Origin of the sequence: Caballeronia jiangsuensis, from assembly GCF_046030135.1 — a bacterium.
GTDB lineage: Bacteria > Pseudomonadota > Gammaproteobacteria > Burkholderiales > Burkholderiaceae > Caballeronia > Caballeronia jiangsuensis.
On the sequence record NZ_JAQQDB010000050.1, the window covers coordinates 1 to 24,324 of the forward strand.

At 63.7% G+C, this 24,324-nt stretch carries 22 protein-coding genes; 4 read left to right on the forward strand and 18 right to left on the reverse strand.

What is annotated here, in order from left to right; all coding sequences use genetic code 11:
* Positions 1–54 precede the first annotated feature (54 nt).
* From PQR08_RS33490 to PQR08_RS33515, 6 genes are all read right to left on the reverse strand, one after another.
* Positions 55–291, reverse strand: a complete 237-nt coding sequence (locus PQR08_RS33490; RefSeq protein WP_250484636.1) for a hypothetical protein — start codon at positions 289–291, stop codon at positions 55–57.
* A gap of 61 nt (positions 292–352) precedes the next feature.
* Complete coding sequence (locus tag PQR08_RS33495; protein ID WP_187606315.1) at positions 353–601, reverse strand: DUF1488 family protein; 249 nt, start codon at positions 599–601, stop codon at positions 353–355.
* 315 nt (positions 602–916) lie between these two features.
* Positions 917–1,906 carry a dihydroxyacetone kinase subunit DhaK gene (gene dhaK, locus PQR08_RS33500; protein ID WP_250484635.1) on the reverse strand — a complete coding sequence of 330 codons (990 nt, stop codon included), beginning with the start codon at positions 1,904–1,906 and terminating at the stop codon, positions 917–919.
* Positions 1,907–1,927: 21 nt separating this feature from the next.
* Entirely contained in the window at positions 1,928–2,557 is a 630-nt protein-coding gene (gene dhaL / locus PQR08_RS33505) for a dihydroxyacetone kinase subunit DhaL (RefSeq protein WP_408163770.1), read from the reverse strand.
* A 54-nt stretch (positions 2,558–2,611) separates the two neighbouring features.
* Complete coding sequence (locus tag PQR08_RS33510) at positions 2,612–4,462, reverse strand: glycoside hydrolase family 15 protein (RefSeq protein WP_250484633.1); 1,851 nt, start codon at positions 4,460–4,462, stop codon at positions 2,612–2,614.
* Positions 4,463–4,573: 111 nt separating this feature from the next.
* Positions 4,574–4,798, reverse strand: coding sequence for a hypothetical protein (locus PQR08_RS33515; protein WP_250484632.1), 225 nt, complete (start codon positions 4,796–4,798; stop codon positions 4,574–4,576).
* A gap of 137 nt (positions 4,799–4,935) precedes the next feature.
* On the opposite strand from PQR08_RS33515, the gene PQR08_RS33520 reads away from it, so the two are divergent.
* Entirely contained in the window at positions 4,936–6,546 is a 1,611-nt protein-coding gene (locus PQR08_RS33520) for a Na+/H+ antiporter (RefSeq protein ID WP_250484631.1), read from the forward strand.
* 3 nt (positions 6,547–6,549) lie between these two features.
* On the opposite strand, the gene PQR08_RS33525 is transcribed toward PQR08_RS33520, so the two are convergent.
* Both PQR08_RS33525 and PQR08_RS33530 read right to left on the reverse strand, forming a co-directional pair.
* Complete coding sequence (locus PQR08_RS33525) at positions 6,550–8,079, reverse strand: hypothetical protein (RefSeq protein ID WP_250484630.1); 1,530 nt, start codon at positions 8,077–8,079, stop codon at positions 6,550–6,552.
* A gap of 389 nt (positions 8,080–8,468) precedes the next feature.
* Positions 8,469–9,257 (reverse strand): TerC family protein, encoded by a 789-nt coding sequence (locus PQR08_RS33530; protein WP_035501920.1) that lies wholly within the window; start codon positions 9,255–9,257, stop codon positions 8,469–8,471.
* Between the two features lie 143 nt (positions 9,258–9,400).
* Here PQR08_RS33530 and PQR08_RS33535 point away from each other — a divergent pair, with 143 nt between their 5' ends.
* Together PQR08_RS33535 and PQR08_RS33540 are read left to right on the forward strand one after the other, a co-directional pair.
* Positions 9,401–10,282 (forward strand): LysR family transcriptional regulator, encoded by an 882-nt coding sequence (locus PQR08_RS33535; protein WP_250484629.1) that lies wholly within the window; start codon positions 9,401–9,403, stop codon positions 10,280–10,282.
* A 94-nt stretch (positions 10,283–10,376) separates the two neighbouring features.
* A complete protein-coding gene (locus PQR08_RS33540) occupies positions 10,377–10,787 on the forward strand; it encodes an HPF/RaiA family ribosome-associated protein (protein ID WP_238291804.1) in 411 nt (136 codons plus the stop codon).
* Between the two features lie 8 nt (positions 10,788–10,795).
* Here the strand turns inward: PQR08_RS33540 and PQR08_RS33545 are convergent, their stop codons facing one another.
* The 3 genes from PQR08_RS33545 to PQR08_RS33555 form a co-directional block, all read right to left on the reverse strand.
* Positions 10,796–12,205 (reverse strand): glycosyltransferase family protein, encoded by a 1,410-nt coding sequence (locus tag PQR08_RS33545; RefSeq protein ID WP_250484628.1) that lies wholly within the window; start codon positions 12,203–12,205, stop codon positions 10,796–10,798.
* Positions 12,206–12,402: 197 nt separating this feature from the next.
* Positions 12,403–12,825 (reverse strand): DUF3574 domain-containing protein, encoded by a 423-nt coding sequence (locus PQR08_RS33550; RefSeq protein ID WP_250484627.1) that lies wholly within the window; start codon positions 12,823–12,825, stop codon positions 12,403–12,405.
* Positions 12,822–13,061, reverse strand: coding sequence for a hypothetical protein (locus tag PQR08_RS33555; RefSeq protein WP_250484626.1), 240 nt, complete (start codon positions 13,059–13,061; stop codon positions 12,822–12,824). Before PQR08_RS33555 ends, PQR08_RS33550 begins: the two co-directional genes overlap by 4 nt.
* A gap of 253 nt (positions 13,062–13,314) precedes the next feature.
* On the opposite strand from PQR08_RS33555, the gene PQR08_RS33560 reads away from it, so the two are divergent.
* On the forward strand, positions 13,315–14,319 hold the full coding sequence (locus PQR08_RS33560) for a hypothetical protein (RefSeq protein WP_250484625.1): 1,005 nt from the start codon (positions 13,315–13,317) through the stop codon (positions 14,317–14,319).
* Position 14,320: 1 nt separating this feature from the next.
* Here the strand turns inward: PQR08_RS33560 and PQR08_RS33565 are convergent, their stop codons facing one another.
* The 7 genes from PQR08_RS33565 to selD form a co-directional block, all read right to left on the reverse strand.
* Positions 14,321–16,708: a DNA polymerase II gene (locus PQR08_RS33565; RefSeq protein ID WP_250484624.1), complete on the reverse strand. Its 2,388-nt coding sequence runs from the start codon at positions 16,706–16,708 to the stop codon at positions 14,321–14,323.
* 161 nt (positions 16,709–16,869) lie between these two features.
* Positions 16,870–17,532 (reverse strand): flagellar transcriptional regulator FlhC, encoded by a 663-nt coding sequence (flhC, locus tag PQR08_RS33570; protein WP_035501929.1) that lies wholly within the window; start codon positions 17,530–17,532, stop codon positions 16,870–16,872.
* Between the two features lie 18 nt (positions 17,533–17,550).
* A complete protein-coding gene (gene flhD / locus PQR08_RS33575) occupies positions 17,551–17,868 on the reverse strand; it encodes a flagellar transcriptional regulator FlhD (protein WP_014250878.1) in 318 nt (105 codons plus the stop codon).
* 528 nt (positions 17,869–18,396) lie between these two features.
* Entirely contained in the window at positions 18,397–19,422 is a 1,026-nt protein-coding gene (locus PQR08_RS33580) for a purine-nucleoside phosphorylase (RefSeq protein WP_408163787.1), read from the reverse strand.
* A 149-nt stretch (positions 19,423–19,571) separates the two neighbouring features.
* Entirely contained in the window at positions 19,572–22,133 is a 2,562-nt protein-coding gene (locus PQR08_RS33585; RefSeq protein ID WP_250484622.1) for a mechanosensitive ion channel domain-containing protein, read from the reverse strand.
* Positions 22,134–22,296: 163 nt separating this feature from the next.
* On the reverse strand, positions 22,297–23,223 hold the full coding sequence (locus PQR08_RS33590; protein ID WP_250484621.1) for a cation diffusion facilitator family transporter: 927 nt from the start codon (positions 23,221–23,223) through the stop codon (positions 22,297–22,299).
* Positions 23,224–23,241: 18 nt separating this feature from the next.
* Positions 23,242–24,288, reverse strand: a complete 1,047-nt coding sequence (gene selD / locus PQR08_RS33595) for a selenide, water dikinase SelD (protein ID WP_187606332.1) — start codon at positions 24,286–24,288, stop codon at positions 23,242–23,244.
* Positions 24,289–24,324: the final 36 nt, after the last annotated feature.

The following is a 24,324-nucleotide window of genomic DNA, read 5'->3' on the forward strand; positions in this document are numbered from 1 at the left end:
CTTATGATAAGGGTTCCTAAGTTCGTGCTCGGAGCGAAACGAGAAAACCTGGAATCACTCGTCCGGTCCAAGCAACACGTCGATCGCAGCTTGTCCTGCAATCTCGGCAACCAGGTACGCCCATCGTTCCGTGAACGGCCCGTTGCGCAGCGGTATGCGGCCTCCTCGCGCGCCCAGTACGCCGAGGTTGGTGCCGCCTTTGATCTGGAAAATCACGTTGAACGTGTCTTCACCGGCCGGCGTCAATTCGACGTGAATCTCGAACCCGCGATACTCGATCACTCGCTGCATGAAAGACAATACCTTGATCGGTTTGCACAGCCGTCAGCGGCCAGGCCGGACCGAAGCCTCATCAAATCGAATATCGATTCTGCGGGCCGCGAACGTATCGCTTTTGCGCGATTTCAAGCAGCTTTTCGCGGAACTCGTCGAATGCCACGAGAAACGACCGTTCATCGGACCCGAGCGCCGGTTGCAGGCCTTTGAGCGTTGCGCCGCCGACCTCGAACGTGATTTCCCGCGAGTCGTCGTAACCCCAGAAAAACACGCAATGCCTGGCCGCATCGTAGCTTCGGCTCGGATTCGGAAAATGAAGCGCCATAGTCAGCCTCGGCCTCTTATGGCGTTGGCGGAAATCGCCACTTGCTTGCGGTGGAATCGATGAGCGCATAGCTGATGCGCCTCTGGTCCGCCCGGTTGGCGTCTTCGGTTTTGAGCGTGAGAAGCCGGGCCTGACGCTCCCGGTTGTAAGCACTCTCATTTGCCGCGAGAGGGACTGCCTTCTTTATATCTAATCGCATGACTACCTCTGAAAGACCGGTCCACGTAGTGAGACCGGCCTGCTCACTATATACCCTTCCCGCCGCGCGAACTCCTTTTATTACGACGTCCGATGACCACGCCACGCTATCGATGCTCACATTCCCCAACGCAATCCCGCCGTATGCACCGGACTGTCCCAATGCCTCATCATCTCGTCATCGAGCGCGCAGAGCGTGATCGACGCACCCGCCATTTCCAGCGATGTCGTCAGCGCGCCCACGTGTGAGCGCGCCACGCTCAACCCGCGCCCATCGAGCCACGTCCGCGCCGAGTTGTAGAGCAAATAGAGTTCCGACAACGGCGTGCCGCCCAGCCCATTGACAAGCAAAAGCAACGGCGCATCCGCCGCGGGCTTCAGGTCATCGACGATCGCCGCGAGCAATTCATCCGCGATCGCGTTCGCCGTCTCGAACTTCGCGCGTCTGCGTCCCGGCTCGCCGTGAATGCCCACGCCGATCTCGATTTCATCGTCGCCGAGCGTGAAGGTCGGCCGGCCCGCGGCGGGCACCGTGCAGCTCGAAAACGCCACGCCCATCGATGCGATCCGCGCCGTCACGCGCTCGCCGAACGTTCGGCAGGCCTGCAGATCGGCGCCGGTTTCCGCGAAGCTGCCGACGAGCTTCTCGACGATCACCGTGCCCGCGACGCCGCGCCGTCCTGTCGTGAAGCTGGAGTTCTCGACGGCGACATCGTCGTTGACGAGCACCGACGCGTTCGGCATCTCGCACAGCTCTGACGCCATCTCGAAGTTCATCAGGTCGCCTGAATAATTCTTCACGATGAACAGCACGCCCGCGCCCGTGTCCGCCGCCTGGGCCGCGGCCATCATCTGATCGGGCGTAGGCGATGTAAAGACCTGTCCGGGGCACGCGGCATCGAGCATGCCGTGCCCGACGAAGCCGCCATGCAACGGCTCATGACCCGATCCGCCGCCCGAGACGATCGCGACCTTGCCCGGCTTCGGCGCCTTGCGCACGATGTAGAGCGGATCGAAGCTGACCGTCACGAGGTCCGCATGCGCCGCGGCGAAACCCGCGAGGCTTTCGGTCAGATAGTCATCGACGCGATTGATGAATTTCTTCATGTCCCCTGCTCCTTTTTGTGTTCAGGCGTCGCCTTGCGCAAGCCGCGCGCAGACGGCTTCGATCATGAGCTGGCTCGATCGCGCGCCCGGATCGATATGACCGCGCGAGCGCTCGCCGAGAAACGACGCGCGTCCCTTTGTGGCGAGCATGTCGCGCGTCGCAAGCATGTTTTCTTCCGCGATGCGCGGCAGTTCTTCCAGCACGTCCTGCGTCGAAGCGAGCGCATCGGCCATTGCGGTGAAACGTTCGGCGACGGGAATCAGCACGTCCATCATCGTCTTGCTGCCGATGCGCGTCTTGCCACGTTGACCGACGGCTTCGACGCCCGCCGCGAACGCGCGCGCGAAACCGTCGACGCCGGCATCGTCGGTGGATGTTTTCGCCATGCCGGTCAGCATCGAGAAGAAGAGCGGCCCGGACGAGCCGCCGACCGTCGACAGCACCTTCGTCGCCGCGAGCTTGAGCGCGGGCGCGAAGGCTTCGGCTTCGATCTGCGCGCGCATGCCGGTGAGCGCATCCATGCCGCGCAGCAGGTTGATGATGTGATCGCCGTCGCCGATCGCCTGATCGAGCGACGCGATTTCGTCGGCATGTCCCTTGAGCGACGCATGCGCCGCGTCGATGCACGCCATGACCGTCTTGCCGTTCATCGGACTGTCCTCCGTTCATGCTCAGAGTGAGCTGAAAGGATACACGCAGATCGATCAGGTCCAGGGAACATGCACGCGGTCGAGATTCCGGTCGAGCTGATACGCCGCGCTGATGAGCGCGAGATGCGTGAGCGCCTGCGGAAAATTGCCGAGCGCCTCGCCGCTCGTCGCCACTTCCTCCGAGAAAAGGCCGACATGATTCGCATACGCCAGCATCTTCTCGAAGACGAGCCGCCCTTCGTCCACGCGCCCCGCGCGCGCGAGCGCCTCCGCATACCAGAACGAGCAGGCGGAGAAGCCGCCTTCCGTGCCGGGCAGGCCGTCGAGCGTAGAGCCGCGCGTATAGCGGAAGATCAGCGGATCGACGCGCAAGTCGCGACCGATCGCATCGAGCGTGCCGATCCAGCGCGGATCCTTCGGGCCGATGAAGCGCACGAGCGGCATCATCAGCGCGGACGCGTCGAGGGTGGCCGAGCCCGGCGTCTGCACGAAACTCCTGATGTCGTCGTTCCAGAACTGTTCGTGGATGTCGCGATGAATCTCGTCGCGCGTCTTGAACCAGTTCGCGAGCGGCGCGGGCAGCGAGCGTTTCTCGGCAAGGCGCAACGCGCGGTCCAGCGTCACCCAGCACATGAGACGCGAATGCAGAAGCGCGCGCGTGCCGTTGCGGAACTCCCAGATGCCGTTGTCGGGCTCGCGCCAGTGCTCGACGACGTAATCGACCGTGCGTGTCACGTGCCGCCAGCCATCGTAGGAAATGGCCGCGCCGTACTTGTTGTAGAGGTAGACCGAATCGAGCAGCGCGCCGTAGACATCGAGCTGCATCTGATCGCGCGCCTCGTTGCCGACCACGACATGTCCCGGCATGTCGCCCACGAGGCTCGTCAATGGGCTTTCCGCGAGCGCGTCGGCGCCATCGACCGAATACATCACGCGCAACTGGCCGTGCAGGCTGCAATCGCGGCTGCGCTCGGCGATCCATTTCATGAAGCGTTCCGCCTCGCCGGTGTAGCCGAGGCGCAGCAAGGCGTACACGGAGAACGCGGCATCGCGGATCCAGGTGAAGCGGTAATCCCAGCGGCGCGAGCCGTCCTGCGCCTCGGGCAGGCCGAAAGTCGGCGCGGCGACGATCGCGCCGAATTCCTCCGAGCTCAGGAGCTTGAGCGTCAGCGCCGAGCGCAGCACGACTTCGCGATAGCGCCCGCGATACGTCGAGCGCGACGACCACGCCTTCCAGTAATCGATGGTGTCGGAGAGGATCGCATCGTGATTCGCTTCGATATCGGCAAGGCCGTGCGCGTCGCCGAGCGCGAAGCACGCGCAGTCGCCCGCCTCGAAATCCAGCGTCGCGCAGGCGCTTTGCCCGTCGATCGAGAGCGGCACGTTCGCAATCAGGCGCACGGGCGGCGAGCCATCCGCGCGAATGAAATCGACGCCCTTCTCCACCGCCTGCGCCGTGTGCGTCGCGCGCGCGTAGTCGAAACGCGGATCGCAGCGCACGTCGAGCGTCATGCGCCCGTACACGAGCCGCACGATGCGCAGCACGCAGTTCGGCACTTGATCGGCGCGGGCTGCATTCAATGCGACCGGCATCAGATCGAGCAGTTCGCACACGCCTTCGTCGGTCATGAAACGCGTGAGCAGCACGTTCGTTTCAGGCAGATACATCTGCTTGACGTTGGCGCGGCGGCTCGCATGAGGCGTGCGCGGCGTGATCGAAAAAGCGCCGCCGCGTTCGCTATCGAGCAGCCCGGCGAAGAGCGTCGGCGAGTCGATGCGGGGAAAGCACATGAAGTCGATCGCGCCGCACAGCGACACGAGCGCCGCCGTCTTCATGTTGCCGATCATGCCGCGCCCGTCGACGGGCAGCGCGGCGGCTGGAACCTGCTCTGGATGGTGTCCCATCGCGATATGCTCCCGACGTGCCTCCATTGGCATCGTCAGACGGCGAGCAAGGCATATTCCTGTCGCGCGTGACAGGTTTCGATACCTGCGACAAAGACTGGACGCCGCGTGTCAGCGCGCGGCGGTTTGATCGCCCTGCACGGTTTCGGGTTGTTTCGGCGCGTTCCCGAAACCCGCCGCGCTCGCCGCGCCGTCCTGTGCGGCGAGCGCCGAGGACGTCGGCACGGGCGCATCGGCGTGACGAGACCTGCCGAAGCTCGCGATATAAAGCACGGCTGCCACGGCGACGCCCACCAGCACCGCCGCCACCGCCACGCCTGACGACTTTCGTCTCATTTTCCCTTCCTTTCAGATACGATGTCCCCGGCTCGCGGCCCGGCCCCGCGTCGATCGTAGCAGCGCGATGCGCGGCATCTGCGTGGGCCGCCGCGCATTTCAGCGCAAGAACTCACCGCACAACCCGAGGACAATTCATGCACGCCGCCACGGCATTCAATCTGGTGCTCGTCTCGCTGATCGCGATCATCGCGCTCGAAGTGCTCGCCAAGCGCTTGCGCTTGCCGCCCGCTGCTGCATTGCTCGTCGGCGGCGTCGCGATGGCGTTCGTGCCGGGCCTGCCGCATATCGAGCTCGACCCGGAGCTCGTGCTCATCGTGTTTCTGCCGCCGCTTCTGATGTACGGCGCGTACTTCTTCGTGTGGGACGACTTCAAGCGCAATCTGAGCGGCATCCTGCTGCTCGCGATTGGCGCGGTGGCGTTCACGACGCTCGTCGTCGGCATCGCGGTGCATCTCGTCGTGCCCGAGCTGCCGTGGGCCGCGTGTTTCGCGCTCGGCGCGGTCGTCTCGCCGCCCGATGCCGTCGCCGCCAAGGCCGTGCTCGAACGCGTCGCGCTGCCGCGTCGTCTGATGGTGCTGCTCGAAGGCGAAAGCCTGCTCAACGATGCCGCGGGCCTCGTGCTGTTTCGCTTCGCGCTCGTCGCCGCGATGAGCGGCGTGTTCAGCGCGCCGCGCGCCGTCGCGAGCTTCGCGGGACTGGCGATCGGCGGCGTCGTGGTCGGGATAATTGCGGGCTTCATCGCCGTCAAAATCATGCGCGCGCTCGAGGACGATTACCTCGTCATCACCACGTCGATGTTGACGTCGTGGGTCAGCTATATCGCGGGCGAAGAACTGGGCGTGTCGAGCGTCATCGCGACGGTCACGTGCGGCATGGTCGTCGGCTGGCATCAGCACGAAGTGTTCACGGCGGCGCAGCGCATGCGCGGCACGGCTTTCTGGCAGGTCGTCGTGTTCGTGCTGGAAGCGCTCGTCTTCGTGCTGATCGGCTTGTCGCTGCGGGGCATCGCGGTGCGGCTCGGCGGCGTCGGCGATGCTTTCTCGCTGCTCGGGCCCGCGACTGCCGCGGTGATCGCCGTCGTGATCCTGTCGCGCTTCGTGTGGGTGTTCGGCGCCGAGGCGGTGAAATGGATCGCGTGGACAGTCTCCGGACGCAAGCGCGGGAACGGCCCCGAAGCCGGCGCCGCCGTTCCCGACTGGCGCGCGGCCACCGTCGTGAGCTGGGCCGGCATGCGCGGCGTGGTGACGCTCGCGGTTGCGCTCTCCTTGCCCGAAACGATGCCGGGCCGCGATCTCATCCTGTTCGCCGGCTTCGCGGTGATCCTCGTCACGGTGCTGCTGCAGGGCGCGACGATTGGCCCGCTCATCGCCCTGCTTTCGCTGACGCGCGGCCACGAGCGCTCATCGCGACATCTCACCGAGCCGCAGGCATGGGCGCGCCTGGAGTCCGCGCAACTGGAGGCGATTCAGCCGCTCGTGCACGACGCGGACGGCAACGTGATCCATCCGCGTCTGCTCGAGCAATACTCGTATCGCGCGGGACTTACCAGACGCTTCGAGGACATGGAGGAATTCCCGGCCGACGCGCGCCATGCGCATTACGACGTCGTGCTCGCCGCGATCGCGGCCGGGCGCGCGGAGTTGCTGCGCATGCATCGCGCGGGCGAGATTCACGACGAGCTTCTGCACTCGCTGGAGCACGACCTCGATCTTCAGGAGATCATCGCGCTCCATTCGCGCGGTTGAGCGCTACTTGCCGTCATCGCGCGAATGCGACGGAACGACGAGCGGCGTCTCGTCGAACGATTCGTCGCACTGCATCCACGCATAGGCGGTGACCGTCGCGGACGCGTTGTTCCTCAGGCGAATCAGCCACTCGCCCGCCTCCGCGCGGCGCATGCCGCTGCGTGCGGCGGTCGGCGCGAGCGCGACGAGGATCATGTGTCCTTCGCCGCGCGCGCCCCGGCCGAGATGCACGACGGTGCAGATTGCATCGCCGCCACGCGTGTATGTGCCAATATCGCCAAGCGTGAGCCACGCGCTCGCGATGCCCTCGGGCGGCACGATCTGCACATCGACGGCGGGTGCGCCGGCATCGCTCGAACACCAGATCTCCGCGAGACTCGGCGATGCGGAATGCGCGCGCACGGGCCAGCGCAATGCCGACTCCGCGCGATCCGCGATCGTCAGCGCCCCACGGCAGTGCGACAAATCGACGTTGCCCGATGGAAGCACGACGGAGCAGGCGCCGGTGTCCATCAATTCGTCGAGCGCGCTTTCGATGAGCGAACTGCCGTCCTGCTGCCACGCGACATTTCCGGCATTCAGGCTGACGAGCGCATGACAGCCCGCCCCGCCGATGTCCTGCGCGCGCTGCACGACGTAGCGGACGGCGTCGAGCACTTCGGCATCGGGACAGGGGCCGAACGCGTCGCGCATCGTGCGGCAGCGTCTCTTGAGCTTCACGCCGATCATGGGCAGGGGCGCGTCGTGGCTGCCGTCGTCGTCTGCGGAAGCGGCGCGCCGCAACGCGCGCGAAGGATAGCGCCCCGCAAGCTCGGCGGCGGCCGGGCCGTCATGCGCGAAGCCGTAGACACGTGCGCCGCCGGCCGTCTGCGCCGTCTCGGCATGAAGACGCGCATCGTTCAGCATCGCGTCCATCTGATGTTTGAGCAGCTCGCTTCCGTAGCCGAGACCGGCTGCCGGTTCGGCCGCGTCGTTCTGATTCCAGAAGCATTGAAAGCGTGTGCGCGTGCCGGTGGCGTCCTCGGAGAAACGCGCGTGCGTGAACGCGATCTCTTCATCGCATACGCCGACGATCGCGTTACCAAGCCCTTCACGCATCGGCGCATGCTCGGCTGCTACCTGTTCCACGGCCGCATCGACATGCGACGTGATCACGAGCGCTTCCGTGAAGCGTTCGAACTTGCCCGCGAGGTCGGTGTTCAGATGCGCGTAGAACTCGCGCGTAACGTGAGCGGTGCAAAAGCGCGTCGCCTCCAGCGCGGCGGGCGGATCGCGATAGAGCGCCGACATCCAGATCCACTCCTGCCAGCCGTTACGCTCGATGGTCTGCGCGAATTGCCGCGCGGTATCGCCGCCCTGCTTCATCTCGATGGCGATCGGCACGCGGCCGCGCGGCGTGCCGCCGAGGTCGCGATAATGCGTTGCGTTGGCCCACACGATATATGGATCGATGCGCGCGACGGATGCGAGCGCTTGCGGCGCGATGGGCTCGAACCCGACGCTCGCCGTGCCGATCTCCCAATGCGGGCTCATTCGTCCCTCCTGTGGCCTGCATTCCGAGGCGTCTGATCAATCGGGGCGACCGTTGTTCTTGTCTTATCGTTTCTTTTCTGCCGACGATTGATCGCGGTGCGCGAAGCGCAATTTCATCGGTGGATATTTCGGGAACCGAAAGAAATCAGGCGTTCGCTATCGCATAACGTAGTCACTTGCCGTGCGAGAAGCAAGCGGAATTCCCGATCGGACGTGCGTGAACTGCGAGCCGGCGCACAGTCGGGTCGAAGCTGCGCGGATGATCGTTTCATCGCGGGAGCATTACGGATTTCTTCAGCCACATCAGGCTGATAGCGCGCGGCTCCCCCGTTTGTCCACAGCCTTGTGCACCAAAGCTGTGGATAAGCGCCGCGCGCCCCGTTCGAAGGTCATCCGGACACGCCATCCAGACGCGCGCGGTTTTCCGTCTGCACATTCGCGTCCCGCTTGCCCTTCACGCGCCGCGCAAGCAGATTCAGGCCTTCGACGAATCCCGCGAAGCCCATCGCCGCATAGATGTATCCCTTCGGCACGTGCGTTCCGAAACCTTCGGCGATCAGCGTCATCGCGATCACGAGCAGGAACGAGAGCGCGAGCGTCACGACTGTCGGATTACGCTCGATGAAGCGCGAGAGCGGTTGAGCGGCGAACAGCATTGTCGCGACCGCGAAAATGACGGCGATGAACATGATCGGCAGATGCTCGGTCATCCCGACCGCTGTAATGATGCTGTCGACGGAAAACACGAGGTCGAGCAGCAGGATCTGGCCGATCGCCGACCACGCCGTGATGCTGCCGAGACTCGACGCGACACCGGCGGCCTCGTCGTGGTTCTTTCCGACGTGATGGTGCATCTCCTTGGTCGCCTTCCAGACGAGGAACAGACCGCCCGCGAGCAGGATGAGGTCGCGCCACGAGAACGCATGATCGAACACGGAGAAGACCGGCGTGGTCAGTTGCGCGATCCACGCGACCGTGCCGAGCAGCGCGAGCCGCATCACGAGCGCAAGCATGATGCCGATGCGCTGCGTGCGCGCACGTTGGGCGACGGGCAGTTTGTTGCTGAGTATCGAAATGAAGACGAGATTGTCGATGCCGAGCACGACTTCCATCACGATCAGCGTGACGAGTGCGGCCCACACGGCGGGATCGGCGGCGAGCGAGAGTAGATATTCCATGAGCGAGGGAAGGTTCGATTGACTGGATGTATCGCGCCATGATCGTCGTTTTTCGCAATCGAAAAAATCAGCGATAATCGAAATCAAACTTCGGGTTTTTCGAAGTATTGGATCATTACCGGAACTGCGAGGACGCGCGACGCATGCTCAACTATCGACATTTGCATTACTACTGGGTCGTCGTGAAGGAAGGCGGGTTCGCACGCGCGGCGGAGCGGCTCGACATGGCCGTGCAGACCATCAGCGCGCAAGTGCGCGAGCTGGAAAAATCGCTCGGGCATCAACTGCTCAAACCGGCGGGACGCGGCGTCACCATGACCGAAGCGGGACAGGCCGCATTCGCGCGCGCCGAAGAAATCTTTCAGCTCGGGCAGATGATCCAGGATGAAGTGCGGGAAGCGGCGAGCGGTACGCTCGCGCGTCTCGCCGTCGGGCTGTCGGACGGCATCTCGAAGCTCGCCGCGCATGCGCTGCTTTCGCCGGTGCTCGCCAATCCCTCGCTGCGCCTGCTCTGTCACGAAGGCGAAACGGACGAACTGCTCGCCGAACTGGCGCTGCACCGGCTGGATCTTGTGCTCGCGAGCCATCCCGCGCCGCATAACCACAATCTGCGGCTTACGAGCGAGCGCCTCATCGCGTCGCCGGTCGATTGGTACGGGCCGGCTTCCATCGTGCGCAAGAGCGCGATCGATCACTTTCCGGAGAGCCTCGCCTCGCTGCCCATTCTTCTGCCGACTGGCCACTCGTCGCTGCGCGCGCGGCTCGATCGCTGGCTGGAGACGCAGGGCATCGCGCCGCGCATCGTCGGCGAGTTTGAAGATAGTGCATTGATGGCCGTGTTCGGTGCGCGCGGCCTCGGCGTGTTTCCGCTCGCGGAATTCGGCGCGGGCGATGCGCCGCTGTTGCGCGGCCTGCGCTGGCTCGGCCGCTCGCCCGACGTGAAGGAGGAAGTCCACGCGATCATTTCGCGGCGCGGGCGGCATCATCCGTTGACGCAGCAAGTGCTTGCGCGCGCAGGAACGTAACTTCGGTTTTTTCGAAGTTCGTGTTCCGTTACTTCTGCTTTTTCGCAACGCGCTCGCGCCTTACGCTGATCCCATGTTCAACGAGGAGGCGTCAATGAAAGTCCTGTTCAAGTCCCGCGATCCCGAAGCCATTGCGATGCACGAACTCGCGAAGGCGCGCAGCGAATTCGTCTTTCGACGCCTAGCATGGCTGATCTCGAAGGCGACTGTCAGCTTGTCCGACATCAACGGGCCGCGTGGCGGCGTCGACAAGCGCTGTCAGGTGGAAGTGCAGTTGAATCGGGAAAACAAGGTCGTGGCGACATCGATCGCGCGCGACTGGCGCGGAGCAATCGACCTCGCGCTCGCTCGCGCCGTGCGCTCGCTGGTGCGCCGGCGTCAGAACGCCAAGCCGACGCGCCGCGTCCGTGCACGTGGCTTTGCATGGGATCTCGCGCCGGAGCCGGCGCTACAGGAGGCGGTGGACCCGCGCGCGCGTCTCATGAGGAAGATGGCTGGCGCGTAAGCCGAACATCAGGCGGGCGTGCGAATCAGGATTTGCGTGCGCGGCGTGGCGCCGTAAGCCGCGCGCGGCGCTTCTCGTTCGATGGCCTCGAAACCGCCTTCCGGCACGGCGTTCATCGACATATACAAGGTCCGCATCTCGGTGCTCAGGCCGTGGAAATGGCACAGGAACGTGCTCGGGTCCGCGTAGTACCACGGCGTGTTGAGCTCCCTGAAACTCACGAGTTCGGGCGAGTCCATGTCGGGGCACAGGCCGTGCGCGATCAGTTGCTCCATGAAGACGAACTGGTCGCCCTGACTCGAGAACGTGTATTTGACGTCCTCGATCTCACGTACCTTCGCGAGCACGTCATCGAGTGCGCGGGCGTTTTGTTCCGTGTTTTGGAAGCCCATCACGCCCGAGTTGAAACGCCAGCCGCAAATGTCCGCGGTCAGTACGCGCTCGCGTCCTTCGATAAACTTCTCGAGCTTCACCGTCTGATTCATCGCGATGATGTCCGCGTCCATCCAGAAGACCCAGTCGTGCTGCGGCAGGTACTTCTGGAGTAGGAACGGCTTGGCCCAGTTGCCACAAGCGTCGCGCCCGAAGTCCGGCGGCACGTCGCGATGCACATACAGCGTATAGCCATGCCGCTCGCAATAGGCGCGCAGACTCGCTTCGCCGTAACGCGCATAGCTCGCGATGTTCGGCGTGTAGAGCATCACGACCGCGATGGAGCGCCCCGGCTGATACACGGAAAGCGGCTCGTTCGAATCGCTCGACAGCGGCGCCGCGCTTTCGAACACGCGCAGTTCGCCCGACGCGTGGCACGCATTCAGATGACGTGCGAACATCGCGCGCCACAGCGGGCCGCACTTGCTGTAAAGACGCGGCGTATAGACGAGCGAAACGGCGATGACTTCCCTGCCGCGCAAATCCGGATGCTGGCTCGACCACATCGATGCGATCGGCACCACGCCGTTCAGATCATCCCAGTCAGGCACGGTCGGCAGATCGTCGAGCAAAGCTTCTTCGGTGACGAAATCGCCGTAATCGTAGTATTGGCGGCATCGCGCGGCGAACCCTCGCGCGATGCGCCGGTTCTCTTCAGTGTTTCTCAGCACGAACATTTCGGTGTTGACGCCGAAATGTCCTTTGGTCAGCAGCACGTCGCGGCCGCTCATGATCGGTTCGAAGTCGTGAAAGCGGACGAACAGCGCGTTTTCAGTCGCGAAGATGACCAGTTCACCCTCTTCGGTTTCCCGCAACATGTCGCTCACGAGCTGGAACTTGTAGAGCGTGCGCAACTCGATCGAATCGACGCAGCTCGACATCGCCTCGAAGCGATGCCTCACATTCATGCGGCGACAGTATTCATCGTGGTTGTCGCGCGATGACGTTGCGTTGCGATCGGAGAAATAGCTGACCAGAGTCACCATGGCGGTTTGACAATCGAAAAGATGGAAATCGGGGAAAAGCGTGCAGGCCGTCCGCCCGCATGAAGCGTCGGAGCATATCGGGCCTCGTCCGTGGATTTGTAAATTATTGATGCAGCCACGATGATCGACGCTAGGAATCGGCCGATTTTGAGAAGTTTTTGCGGAAACGCAGAGGTGCCGAGTGGCGCGAAACCGGACTAGAAAGACGCGCAGGCGGTGTGCCGCACGCGCAGCGTCGATTCCTGCTCGAAGCGCGCGCGATAGTGTTCGCGAATTTCGCCGATGGCCTTGTCGCTGGCTGCGTCGTCGGGATGGGCGAGGCTCAGCACCCAGGTTGGTTCATGCACCATCGAGCCATCCGCCGCGCGCCATTGCCCGCTCGCGCGCCATGTCGTGAAGCCTTGCGGGAAGCGCGGCGTGACTTCAGTGCGCAGGAAGTCGTCGAATTCCGCGGGCGTGACGAAATCCACCGGCTTTGCGGTGCCGAAATAGACGAGGTCGTTCACGACGCGCTGCTCGCCCGTCGCGCACGTTTCGTGAATCAGCGTCGTACAGGACGAAAGAAGCGGCGCGAGCATCAGCAGCGCGATCGTTCGATATTCCAGGCGCGACGCCTTCAACCCGATATCGCGACGCGCGGCTCACGCGCCGTCAGGCGGCCGTCGAGTTCCGCCTTGCCGCATTCGATCGCGTAGCTCGCGGCGGCCTGCGCCGTCGGAAACGCGCGAAGCGGTCCGATCGCGCGCCGCACGCCGCCGGGCCGCTCGATCAAGAGCGTCGCCGCGAATTGCCCGGACACGTGCCGGACGATGACCGAAAGCTCACAGCCTCGATATTCGATTGGAGTGGAGTCCATCGCTGACCTCGCTTGCTCGATTGCACTGGAATGAAATCAATCTACGCAAGCTGGACGAAAGACGTAACCCCGCGTGTGAGTGGCTGCGAACGTAGGCCGAGCGATTATCCGTCGCGGCGAGCGCGCAAACGTTTGACTCCAACATCGGAGTAAATAGGAATGACTCAGATTTCTGCGTGAATCTTCTTATGTCTGTATCCTGCTCGAACAGGCCCATACGAAAGTTGCCGGACTTGCGAATCCGACTTCGCCGATGACACCCTCCAGGAAAGCACGACCTTGCCGAACCGCCGCGTGGATGATCGTCTGCGCGGCACTCGCCATCGCGACAAAGGCGGCGCACGCCCAGGAATTTTCCTTCCTCGCCGGCCCGCTCAAAAGCAGCAGCCAGAACACCTATTCTTGGGAAGCCAGCTATCGCGAAGGACTCGGGCGCTATGCCGCCTGGAGTTTTTCGTGGCTGAACGAAGGCCATATCCCCGATCATCATCGTGACGGGCAGTCCGTGCAGATCTGGGGACGCCTGCCGCTCTGGAACGACCGGCTGGAATTGTCGGCGGGCGCGGGTCCGTATCGCTATTTCGATACCAGCCAGGCGCAGGCCGGTGGCGAATATTCGAACACGCATGGCTGGGGCGGCATGTTTACGCTGCGCGCGGCGTATTACTTCGACAACCGCTGGATCGCGGAGATGAAGCTCAATCGCGTGCAGGCGTTCGGCGGCCCCGACACGACCGCGCTGCTCTTCGGCATCGGCTATCAGCTCGACGCGCCCGAAGGACGCGGATCGCGCGCGCGCCCCGTGTCGCGCACGACGAACGTCACGAACAACGAAGTCACCGTGATGCTCGGCACGACGATCCTGAACAGCCTCGACTCTGAAACGAATCTGGCGGAAAGCATCGAATATCGGCGCGGACTGTGGCATTACATCGATTTCACCGCCTCGTATCTGCATGAAGGCGGGCATGTGCAGTCGCGTCGCGACGGCCTCGCCGCGCAGATTTGGGCGACACGCGCGTTCTTCGACGACAAACTCACGCTCGGCGTCGGCGCGGGACCGTATCTGTCGATCACGCAAAACGACGATCTCCCGCAAAACCGTACCGGCGATGGCCGCTTCTCGGGCCTTGTTTCGGTATCGGCGAGTTACCGGCTCACGAATCGATGGCTCGCGCGCGTGACGTGGAACCGCATGGTCACGCGTTATGACCGCGATGCGGACATCATCGAGGCGGGTTTCGGCGTGCGTTTTTAGCCTAGAACAGCTCTTTCTGGCCGGACATCAGCGCGGTGAAGTCGTCGCGCAGGAACGGCAGGATGCCGTCCGCGACCGGCTGAAGCTGCTTGCTCACGTAGTGCTCGTAATCGATCGGCGCGTGCCGCGCTTCCACCGGTTCGGGACCCGCGGTCGTCATCACATAGCTGATCCAGCCGCCGTTCTGATATTGCAGCGGGCGGCCGGCGCGCGCGTTGTATTCATCGGCGATGCGCGCGGCGCGCACGTGCGGCGGCACGTTGCGCTGATAGTCGCCGAGCGTGCGACGTAGCCGCTTGCGATACACGAGCAGTTCGTCGAGTTCGCCGCGCCGCGTGCTGCCCACGTAATCGCGCACATACGCCTCATACGCCTCGCCCTTGAAGACGCGCATATAAAGCTCGCGCTGGAAGCGCTGCGCGAGCGGCGTCCAGTCGGTGCGCACCGTTTCCAGCCCTTTGTAGATGATTTCCTCGCTTCCGTCGGCGCGCGTCGTCAGTCCTGCGTAACGTTTTTTGCTGCCCTCTTCCGTGCCGCGGATGGTCGGCATCAGGAAACGCTTGAAATGCGTTTCGAATTGCAGTTCGAGCGCGCTGTCGAGTTTGAACGTCTCACGCAGATGCTCGCGCCAGTATTCGTTCACATGCGCAACGAGCGCGCGGCCGATGCGCGTCGCGTCTTCTTCATCGCGCGCGCGCCGCAGCCACACGAAGGTCGAATCCGTGTCGCCGTAAATCACGCTGTATCCGCGCGCTTCGATCAGCTCGCGCGTGCGATGCATGATTTCGTGACCGCGCATCGTGATCGACGATGCGAGACGCGGATCGAAGAAGCGACAGCCGCTCGATCCCAGCACGCCGTAGAACGAGTTCATGATGATCTTCAGTGCCTGCGACAGCGGCTTGTTGTGCTGGCGCTTCGCCGCCTCGCGTCCTTCCCACACTTGCGCGACGATCGCGGGCAGGCAGTGCGTGTCGCGTGAAAAGCGGGCGCCGCGAAACCCCGGCACGGTTTGGGCATCGTCCGACGTGGCCATGCCTTGCGCGAGCCCGGCCGGATCGATCAGAAACGTGCGGATAATCGACGGATACAGGCTCTTGTAGTCGAGCACCAGCACGGAATCGTAGAGGCCGGGGCGCGAGTCCATCACAAAGCCGCCGGGGCTCGCTTCCTCGGGCACGTCGCCGAGATTCGGCGCGACATAGCCGAGCCGATGCATCCGCGGCATATAAAGATGCGTGAACGCCGCAACCGAGCCGCCGCTGCGATCGGCCTGCAAGCCGGTGACGGTCGCGCGCTCGAGCAGAAACGGCAGCAGTTCGGTCTTCTCGAAGACTTTCGTGACCAGTTCGCAGTCGTTCAGGTTGTAACGGGCGAGCGCGGGCTTGTCTTCCTGAAAGCGCCGCTCGATCTCGTCCATGCGCGCGTAGGGACTGTCGATCGCCTTGCCTTCGCCCAGCAGCGACTGCGCGACGTATTCCAGGCTGAACGATGGAAAGTTCCACGTCGCCGAGCGCAGCGCCTCGATGCCGTCGATCACGAGCCTTCCCGCGATCGAGATGAAGAAGTGATTGCGCTTCATGCCATGCTCGCGCCATTCGACCGCGCTGCCGTCGCGGCCGAGCGTGAGGGGCACGCCGTAGTCGTCGGCATGTCGCTGGAGGATGCGCAGGTCGAACTGCACGACATTCCAGCCGATGATCGCGTCCGGATCGTAGTGCGCGATCCACGCGTTGAAACGCCGCAGCATGTCGGCGCGGCTTTCGCAATACTCGAGCGCGAAATCGGTTTGCTCTTCTGCGCCATTCGACGAACCGAGCATGTAGACCTGACGCGCGCCGCAGCCTTCGAGCGCGATCGAATAGAGATCGCCTTTCGCGCTGGTTTCGATATCGAGCGAAACGACTTTCAGCGACGGCCGGTAATCCGGCGCGGGCTTCAGTTCGCTGGAAATGTAACCGTCGCCGGCGACGCCATCGAACGACACCGGCGCCGTGATGAATCGCTCCATCAGATAGCGCTCATGCGGACGGATATCGGCTTCGAAGACATCGACGCCCGCGCTTCGCAGGTTCTTCTCGAGCGCGAGCAACTGGCGATATTGCGGGCAATAAAGGCCGAGCACGGGCTTCTGGCGAAAATCCCTGAGCGGCAGCTCGCGCAGATAAGCGTCCCGCACGCCGGCGACGATCGGCTCGGCCTTCGCGCGATCTTCAGCGCGAATGAACGCGACGCTCGTCTGCAACGCGATGCGGATTCTTTTCGGGCCGTCGTCGGTGGCGAGCCAGAAATCGACTTCCGTCCCGGCCGCGGTGTCGCGCCAGTGACGAGTCAGCAGAAAACCCTGTTGTGCAAAAGCCAAGCCGATACCTTCGAGAGCGCGTGCCATCGAAGCATTTTACTTGGGCGGAAAACAAAAGAGCCCGGCGCATCGAGGTGCGCCGGGCTCGGGAATTCGGGAAAAGAAAAAAGTAAAACACGGTAGCGGCAAGCCGGTCATCCACCATCCTCGCGGACAGTCCCCGGAGGATGGCCGGCGGCCGCTACCGCCTAAGCAGCCTGTGCGACCAGGCTTGCCCGTTGCGGCTGCAACGCCGCTACGTTACCGAGTGCCGTGTGCTCCGCATGCTCCGGCACTTCGTTCTTCGACATCACTACCTCCAGCGCGGCTTCTTGACTGGCCTGTCTTGCGGCCGCCGCTTTCTTGGTCTTCCCCGCGCGTGACGGCGGCTGGCAGGCCCCGCACACCACGTTGTTCTGCAAATCATGTTTGTGTGCGACGAACTTCCCGGTGCAGCGGCAGCAAGGTGTCATCTGCAGCATGCCCGCGTCGAAGAAGCGCACAAGAGTCCAGGCCCGCGTAAGGTCGAGTACCGCCTCGGCACCGCTATGGTTACAGTGCTCGAGGTACAGCCGATACCCTTTGGTCAACGCATCGAGATGCGAACAGCCAGCTTCGTTCTTCAGGAACGTATAGGTGTTATAGAAAAGCGATGCGTGGATATTGGCGAGCCACGTCATGTACCAGTCGGCCGAGAACGGCAGCATGCCCTTGGGCGGCGATACGCCCTTCACTTCGCGATAAAGGCGGATCATGCGATCGCGCGAGAGCGTGAGTTCGCTCTCCAGCACTTGCATGCGCGCGCCGAGCTCGATCAGCGCGATGGCGCGGAACACTTCCTGGGCGTCTTCGGTGAGGCTCTTCTTCAGCATGGCTCGCTCCGTCATCACTTAAGCGAACTGTTCGGCCGGCTGGCCAGCCAGCAGGATTGCCGCGTGCGTCGGCGCGATGTCCGCGTTCTTCGCGGGTTGCGTCAAGGCCGACAGCATCGTGTGATCGTTGAAGCGGAATGCGCAAAGCAGGTTATCCGACGACGCGAGCTTGACGACCTGTGCGAGCGTGAGGCCCGACAGCAGATCGGCGAGTTCCGCCGACAGACCGAGCCGGAACATGCCGATGGCCCGGTCCTCGCGCAACAGACGCTGCGCGAGCATGATGTAAGACAAGTTGATTTCCCGGATCGATTCCAGCGTTTCGCGACCGTTCATGGTTGCAACTTCCAGTAAATCCCCGAATTTCCCGCCGGCTTTTTGCCGATATCTTTTTTGTGCCTCACCGGACTCGTTCTGCCCGGCTACGTCCTGCGTAATCTTTGTTTCAGTGCGTTACATCTTGTAACAACCACTGTGAGACGGATTCTAAGTACGGTCTGAATCTAAAGCAAGGGTGTCTCAATAATATTTTGTTGCAAACAACACTTTCGATCGGTAATTTTTTCGGTCTGGCAATTTCAACTGGATTTACCGCGCACGGTCTATTCTTCTTATGTTTACGGCGCTTAATCGGGGCGGCTTGGTTTTAGTCGGAATAATTACCTGCCGCCAGCAATAACGGGGGATTGCGGGAATCGGTTGACGTCCGCAACAGCTATTTTTGGGATTATTCCTCTGATGAAAAACCCGAAAAATAACCATCAAAACGATCTTTACCGATCCCTCCACGGATGAGTAATAGTTACCTATACCTTGCTACGTTGATGTTACGGGCCGTGTTACCTGGTTTTGTAACGTCGCTTGTTACCGTTGCGGGACACCTTTACTCCACGCGTCCCAATGTGTAACAACCTCCTGCACCAAAGGATTACCGGTCCGGTACAGATTTTCGAGGGCCGGCGCAAAGCCGCCCTGCTCCGCGTAATTGAGCAGATTGTCGACGGCCGGCTGGCCCTTGTAGGGGCGATCGAAATCGGAACCGGCGCGCAGCACGGCCACGCGCGACAAATCCACCCGCTGCACGCTCGCCGCCCGCTTGAGCGCCTCGTAGGTCGCGTTGTCCTCCTGTTGCGTCGTGCAGTACACGCCGCGCCCGTCCGTCAGAAGCCGCGTCCATGCGCGCGCCCGCTCGCCGATGTATTTGCCCGACCACCACGTATCGCCCGCGAGCGTGTCGCACTGGATCACGCGTGGCGGCCGGTTCGCCGGCGCGTAGTTGAATTTTTTGCGCGCGGCTTTGGCCTGGTCGCTGTCGGAGAGCGCGACGTTGCGCGAGATTGCGTAGGCCGTGTCGGCGAGCGTCGCGTTGAGCGCGAAGACTTCCGTGCGATAGTCGGGCGCCGGCTTGTCGTTCGGCCCCTTCGTGTTGATGCCGATGAATCCGCTCGGCCAGCGGGCCGGCTTCTCGCGCGCGTCGAGTTCCCATTGCGGGCCGAAATCGACGAGATACTTGGCCCAAGCCGCCGAGCCGACCGTGCCCTGCGCCGGATCGATGCCCGCGATGCCCGCGATCAGAAAGTACGTGTTGCGCAAGTCGAAACGATCGGAGAACGCGAGCGCCATCATCGACGCGGCCGCGTTGGTGTGGCCCATGCCGGTCGTGACGACGCACACATCGTCGCGATTGCAATGTACGTCGGCGTAGTCCGGCGACAGTCCGGCCACCTTGATCGCGTCCCAGGGGCCGAGCTTGTCAAGCCACACTTTGCCTTCGGGCGCGAACATCGTGACGATCATGACCTTGACAGCGCGCACGCCGCTCGCGCTATCGGACGCGTGCGGCGCGGATGCGCACCCCGCGAGGCCTGTTGCACCCACGGCGATCGTCATGGCGACGACCGCGCGCCCCAGTCTGTTCGATGTCTCTTTCGATTCCGATGCGGCGACTCTCATGGCAGGCGTGATCCTCGTAAAAGTTCGACCTTCGAAAAAAATCGCGCCCGTGAGAGGGCGCGATTCAGGGCCGAACGATTATAGGATCAGGTGCCGCTTTGCGAGGTCCGCGGCGGCGGCGCATTCGACGCGACGTTCGCCGAGCCCGCCGCCTCGCTCGTCGGATGCTGCGCGGCCTTCGACGGCTCGCCGCGCTGATCCGCGCCCGCTTCTTCCGCGTCCTGAACGCTTTCCGGAGTGCCTTCAGCATTGCCGCCGTTGACGATCACGAAGTTGCGCTGCGGATTCGCGATCTCGATGCCGCGCGCCGTGAACTCGTTGAGAATGCGCCGGTTGAACTCGCGCTGCACCGGCCAGCGCGCGCTGTCGCGGCACTGGATCTGGCCGGCGAGCGTGACGGTCGAACCGTCGACGGCATCGACGCCCCAGAAGCTGAAGTCGGAGAGAATGCCGTCGCGGAAGGCTTCGTCCTCGCGCAGCGCCGCGCCGATTTCCTTCAGCGTGGAGATCGCGCGATCGACATCCTGGCCGAGCGCGATCGATACGCGCACGGCCGCATTGCCGATGCCGCGATTCGTGTTGTTCACCGTCGATACCGAGCTGAACGGCACCGTGTAGAGCGAGCCGTCGCCGCCGCGCAGACGCACCGTGCGGATCGACAGATACTCGACCGTGCCCGACACGCCCGCGAGCGTCACCCAGTCGCCGACCTGCATCGCGTTTTCCATCAGCAGGAAGATGCCGGTGATGAGATCCTGCACGAGCTTTTGCGAGCCGAAGCCGAGCGCCACGCCGAAGATGCTCGCGCTCGCGAGCAGCGGCGCGGTGTTCACGCCGATCTCGGAGAGGCCCGTCAAAACGACGACCATCGCGATCACGATGAAGAGGCCGGAGCGCATCATCGGCAGCAGCGTGCGCAGGCGCGCGGCACGCAGACGCTCGCCGCTCGCGGTCCATTGTTCGAGCCGCTGCTCGACGACGATGTTCGCCGCCTCCCACACCAGCACGGCGAACACGGCCGCGACCACGATCGTGAGAAGCGCCGACGCGAGCCGGTTGCCGACCCCGCCCGAAGTGAAGAAATGCAGGATGTTCACGTGCCACACTTCGAGGAGCGCGACCACCGTGACGACCGAAATCAGCGTCTGCACGATACGCCGCAACGCCGGGTAATAGCGATAGGCGCGGCGGCGCACGATCGAATCGGTCGTGAGATCGTCCTCGTCGCCGTGATGAAAAACGCGGCCGAGCGCGCCGAACGCGACGATCGCCAGCACACGCGCGCCGACCAGCACGAGCAACGACACGCCGCCCAGATGAAACAGCGTTCGGTAGCCGTTCTGCACGTCGAGCGCCCACACGAACCACAGCGCGATCACGAAGAAGATCGCGACGCCCGCCCAGACATCGGCGACCCAGTTGCCGAAGAGTCTCACCGAACGATTCGTCCGCGCCTGCTCGCGGATACGCTCGGCCACCGACGTGCGGCTCTGGAAGATCACAAACGCGATCATCAGATGCACGATCAGCAGAACGATCTTCAGGATCGCGATGCGCGCATCGCCGGACAGACCAAGCGGCTCGGCGGCGTTGGCCAGCGCAATCCCGGCGCCCGCGATGCACACGATGCGCTGCACCCAGCGATGCAGATAGATCGCGTAGAAATCGCGGATCTGGATGAGGCGCAGGCCGGGCGCACGCGGCGCGATGAAAAATCCGCTCACGATCACGATCGCGCGGCAGACCAGATAGACGTCGATGAGCGATCCCGCGACGCGCGCTTCGGGCGTGTTGTCGTCGATGAAGATCGACATGAGCAACGTGACGACACCGATGAAAACGACGAGCGGAACCAGCGAGAGAAAGCCGTACAGTAGCGCGCTCGGCAGACGCTGCAACAGCGTCCAGTGCCGCGCGGCGTGACGCTGGCCCCGCGCCGTATCGGCCTTGCGCTCGGCGAGATGCATGGCGGTCTCGTCGCCGCTGCGCGCCGCGGCGTCTTCCGCACGCTCGGCCGCGCGTTGTTCGCGCACGAGATCGGGATCCTGCTCCTCGGCATCGGCGACGCCGCGTGCCGCGATCCGCGCGCGCGGCCGCTTCAAGAGGCGCAGGCACAGGAATTCGAGCAGTAGCGCGGGAACGAGCGACGCAAGCACGGTCCACACGACATGGCCGACGAGCGCGCGCGCATCCGCGCTCGAGGTCCGGTCGCGCCACCACGAAACGACGGAGCCGAAATCGAGCAGCGCCACGGTCGAATGCCGCAGCCCCGCGCCGATCTGCACGAGCCAGTGCCCTGCCTGCCGCGACAGTTGCGATGCGAGACCGTTCGCGGTCAGCGAATGGGCCAGCACGCTCGATGCGCCCGATGCCGGCGCCGCAGCCGCCGCCGATGCGGACTGCGGCGCGCTGGCGGGCGCGGCCAGCGCGCCTGCCGCGGCAATGGCGCGCAGCGTATCGGAGACCTGCGAGCGGCGCGCGGGATCGTTGAGCACCGAGAGCGCATCGCGCGCCTGCTGGGGCGTCAGCGCGACGCCCGCTTGCGACGCGTGCTGCGCGGAATCGGCAGCGGCGAAGGATGATTGGGAAAAGATCGGAAGAACGCTCGACACGACGACGAGCAGTACTGCTAGGAGCAATTTGCGCATGGGTCGGATGAAGATCACGAAATGTCAGGGACTCGATGCGGACGACGCGCACCACATATGTTAACGCGGTGCCGTCGATACGGCAGAAGCGGTCCTGAACGACCCTTGTTTCGGTAGCACGCGGCGCTCCTGCCCCGTCCTGCCCCTTGTGCCCCTCGTGACCTTACAACGCCGCCGGCTCGCCGCGATCGCGTGCGATATCGGGTTCGAAGAACACCCATCGCACTTGCGGAAACGCATGTTGCAGATCGTCTTCGATGATGTTGATCGCATCGATCATCGCGCGGCCGCTCGCGTAGTCGATCATCTCGGCCTGCACCGCGACCACGACATGCTTGCCCCATTGCAGCGTGATGAGGCTGATGATGCGCGTGATCTCGGGACGCGCACGCAAGTGCGCGTCGATCGCCTTGCGCACTTCCGGGCTCGCGGATTCGCCGACGATCATCGACTTCACTTCACGCGCGACGAGAAACGCGATGATCATCAGCAGCACGCCGACGCCGATCGAGCCGGCGGCGTCGTATGCCGGATTGCCGGTGAGCATCGTCATGAGCACGGCGGCGAACGCGATGGCGAGGCCGAGCAGCGCCGCGACATCCTCGCCCGCTACAACGAGCAGTTCCGATTCGCGCGTCTCGCGGAACCATCGCCATAAGGTCTTGTCGGGCGCGCCCTTGCGGATTTCGCGGATCGCGCCCGCGAGCGAGAACGCTTCGAGCACGACCGAGATGCCGAGAATCACGAGCGCGACGATCGGATTCGACAACGGCTCGTGATGCATCAGCCGATGCGCGCCTTCGTACACCGAAAATACGCCGCCGACGAAGAACAGCAGCAGCGCGACGATCAGCGCGTAGAAATAGATCTCGCGCCCCGAGCCCAGCGGATGCAGCGCATTCGCGGGCGTCTGCGCGCGCTTCAGGCCGAAGAGAAGCAGCAGCTGATTGCCGCAATCGGCGGTGGAATGGATGGCTTCGGCGAACATCGCGCCGGAGCCGGTAAAGGCAGCCGCGCCGAACTTGCAGACGGCGATGCCGAAGTTCGCGGCAAGCGCGTAGAAAATGGCTTTCGGGGATTCTTCCTTCATGCGCTCTTTTTCATTGGTTCAGATCACGTCGACGCGGCCTGCGCCGTCCACCATTTCACCGATGACCGTCGCATCGTCGAAGCCGTCCGCGCGGAAGATCGCGAGCACGTCGTTCACCGCTTCCGGCGCGCACGACACGAGCAGGCCGCCCGAGGTTTGCGGATCGGTGAGCAAGGTGCGGGCCTCGTCGCCTTCGATGTTCAACGTGATTTCACCGCCGTATGCGTTCCAGTTGCGTCCCGACGCGCCCGTGAAAATGCCCGCGCGCACGAACTCGCGCACCTGCGGCAACCACGGCAGGTCCGCGTAGCGGATGCGCGCCGTGAGCTTCGCGCCGCGTGCGAGTTCGAGCGTGTGACCGAGCAGGCCGAAGCCGGTGACGTCGGTGAGCGCATGGACGCCGTCGAGCTGCGCGAGATCGGCGCCGGGGCGGTTGAGCTTGGTCGTCGCGTCGATCATCGCCTTGTAGCCGGCGGCATCGAGCTTGTCCTTCTTCAGCGCGGCCGACAGCACGCCGACGCCGAGCGGCTTGCCGAGCACAAGGACGTCGCCCGCGCGCGCGGCCGCGTTGCGCTTCACGCGCGACGGATGCACGATGCCGAGCGCGGCGAGTCCGTAGATCGGCTCGACGGAATCGATCGAATGGCCGCCCGCGACCGGAATGCCCGCTTCCGCGCAGACCGCTTCGCCGCCTTTCAGCACTTGCGCGATGACTTCATGCGGCAACACGTTGATCGGCATGCCGACGAGCGCGAGCGCGAGAATCGGCTTGCCGCCCATCGCGTAGACATCGGAAAGCGCGTTGGTCGCGGCGATGCGGCCGAAGTCGAACGGATCGTCGACGATCGGCATGAAGAAATCGGTCGTCGCGACGATCGCCTGCTCGTCGTTGAGCTTGTAGACGGCGGCATCGTCGGCGGTATCGTTGCCGACGAGCAGATCGGGAAACGCCGGCAACGGCGTGGCGCGCTTGAGCAAGTCGGCCAGCACGCCGGGCGCGATCTTGCAGCCGCAGCCGCCGCCGTGGGAAAGGCTCGTAAGACGGGGTGAAGTCGTATCGTTCATCGTTCGGATCTCGGATCAGGTCAAGCAATGAACCGC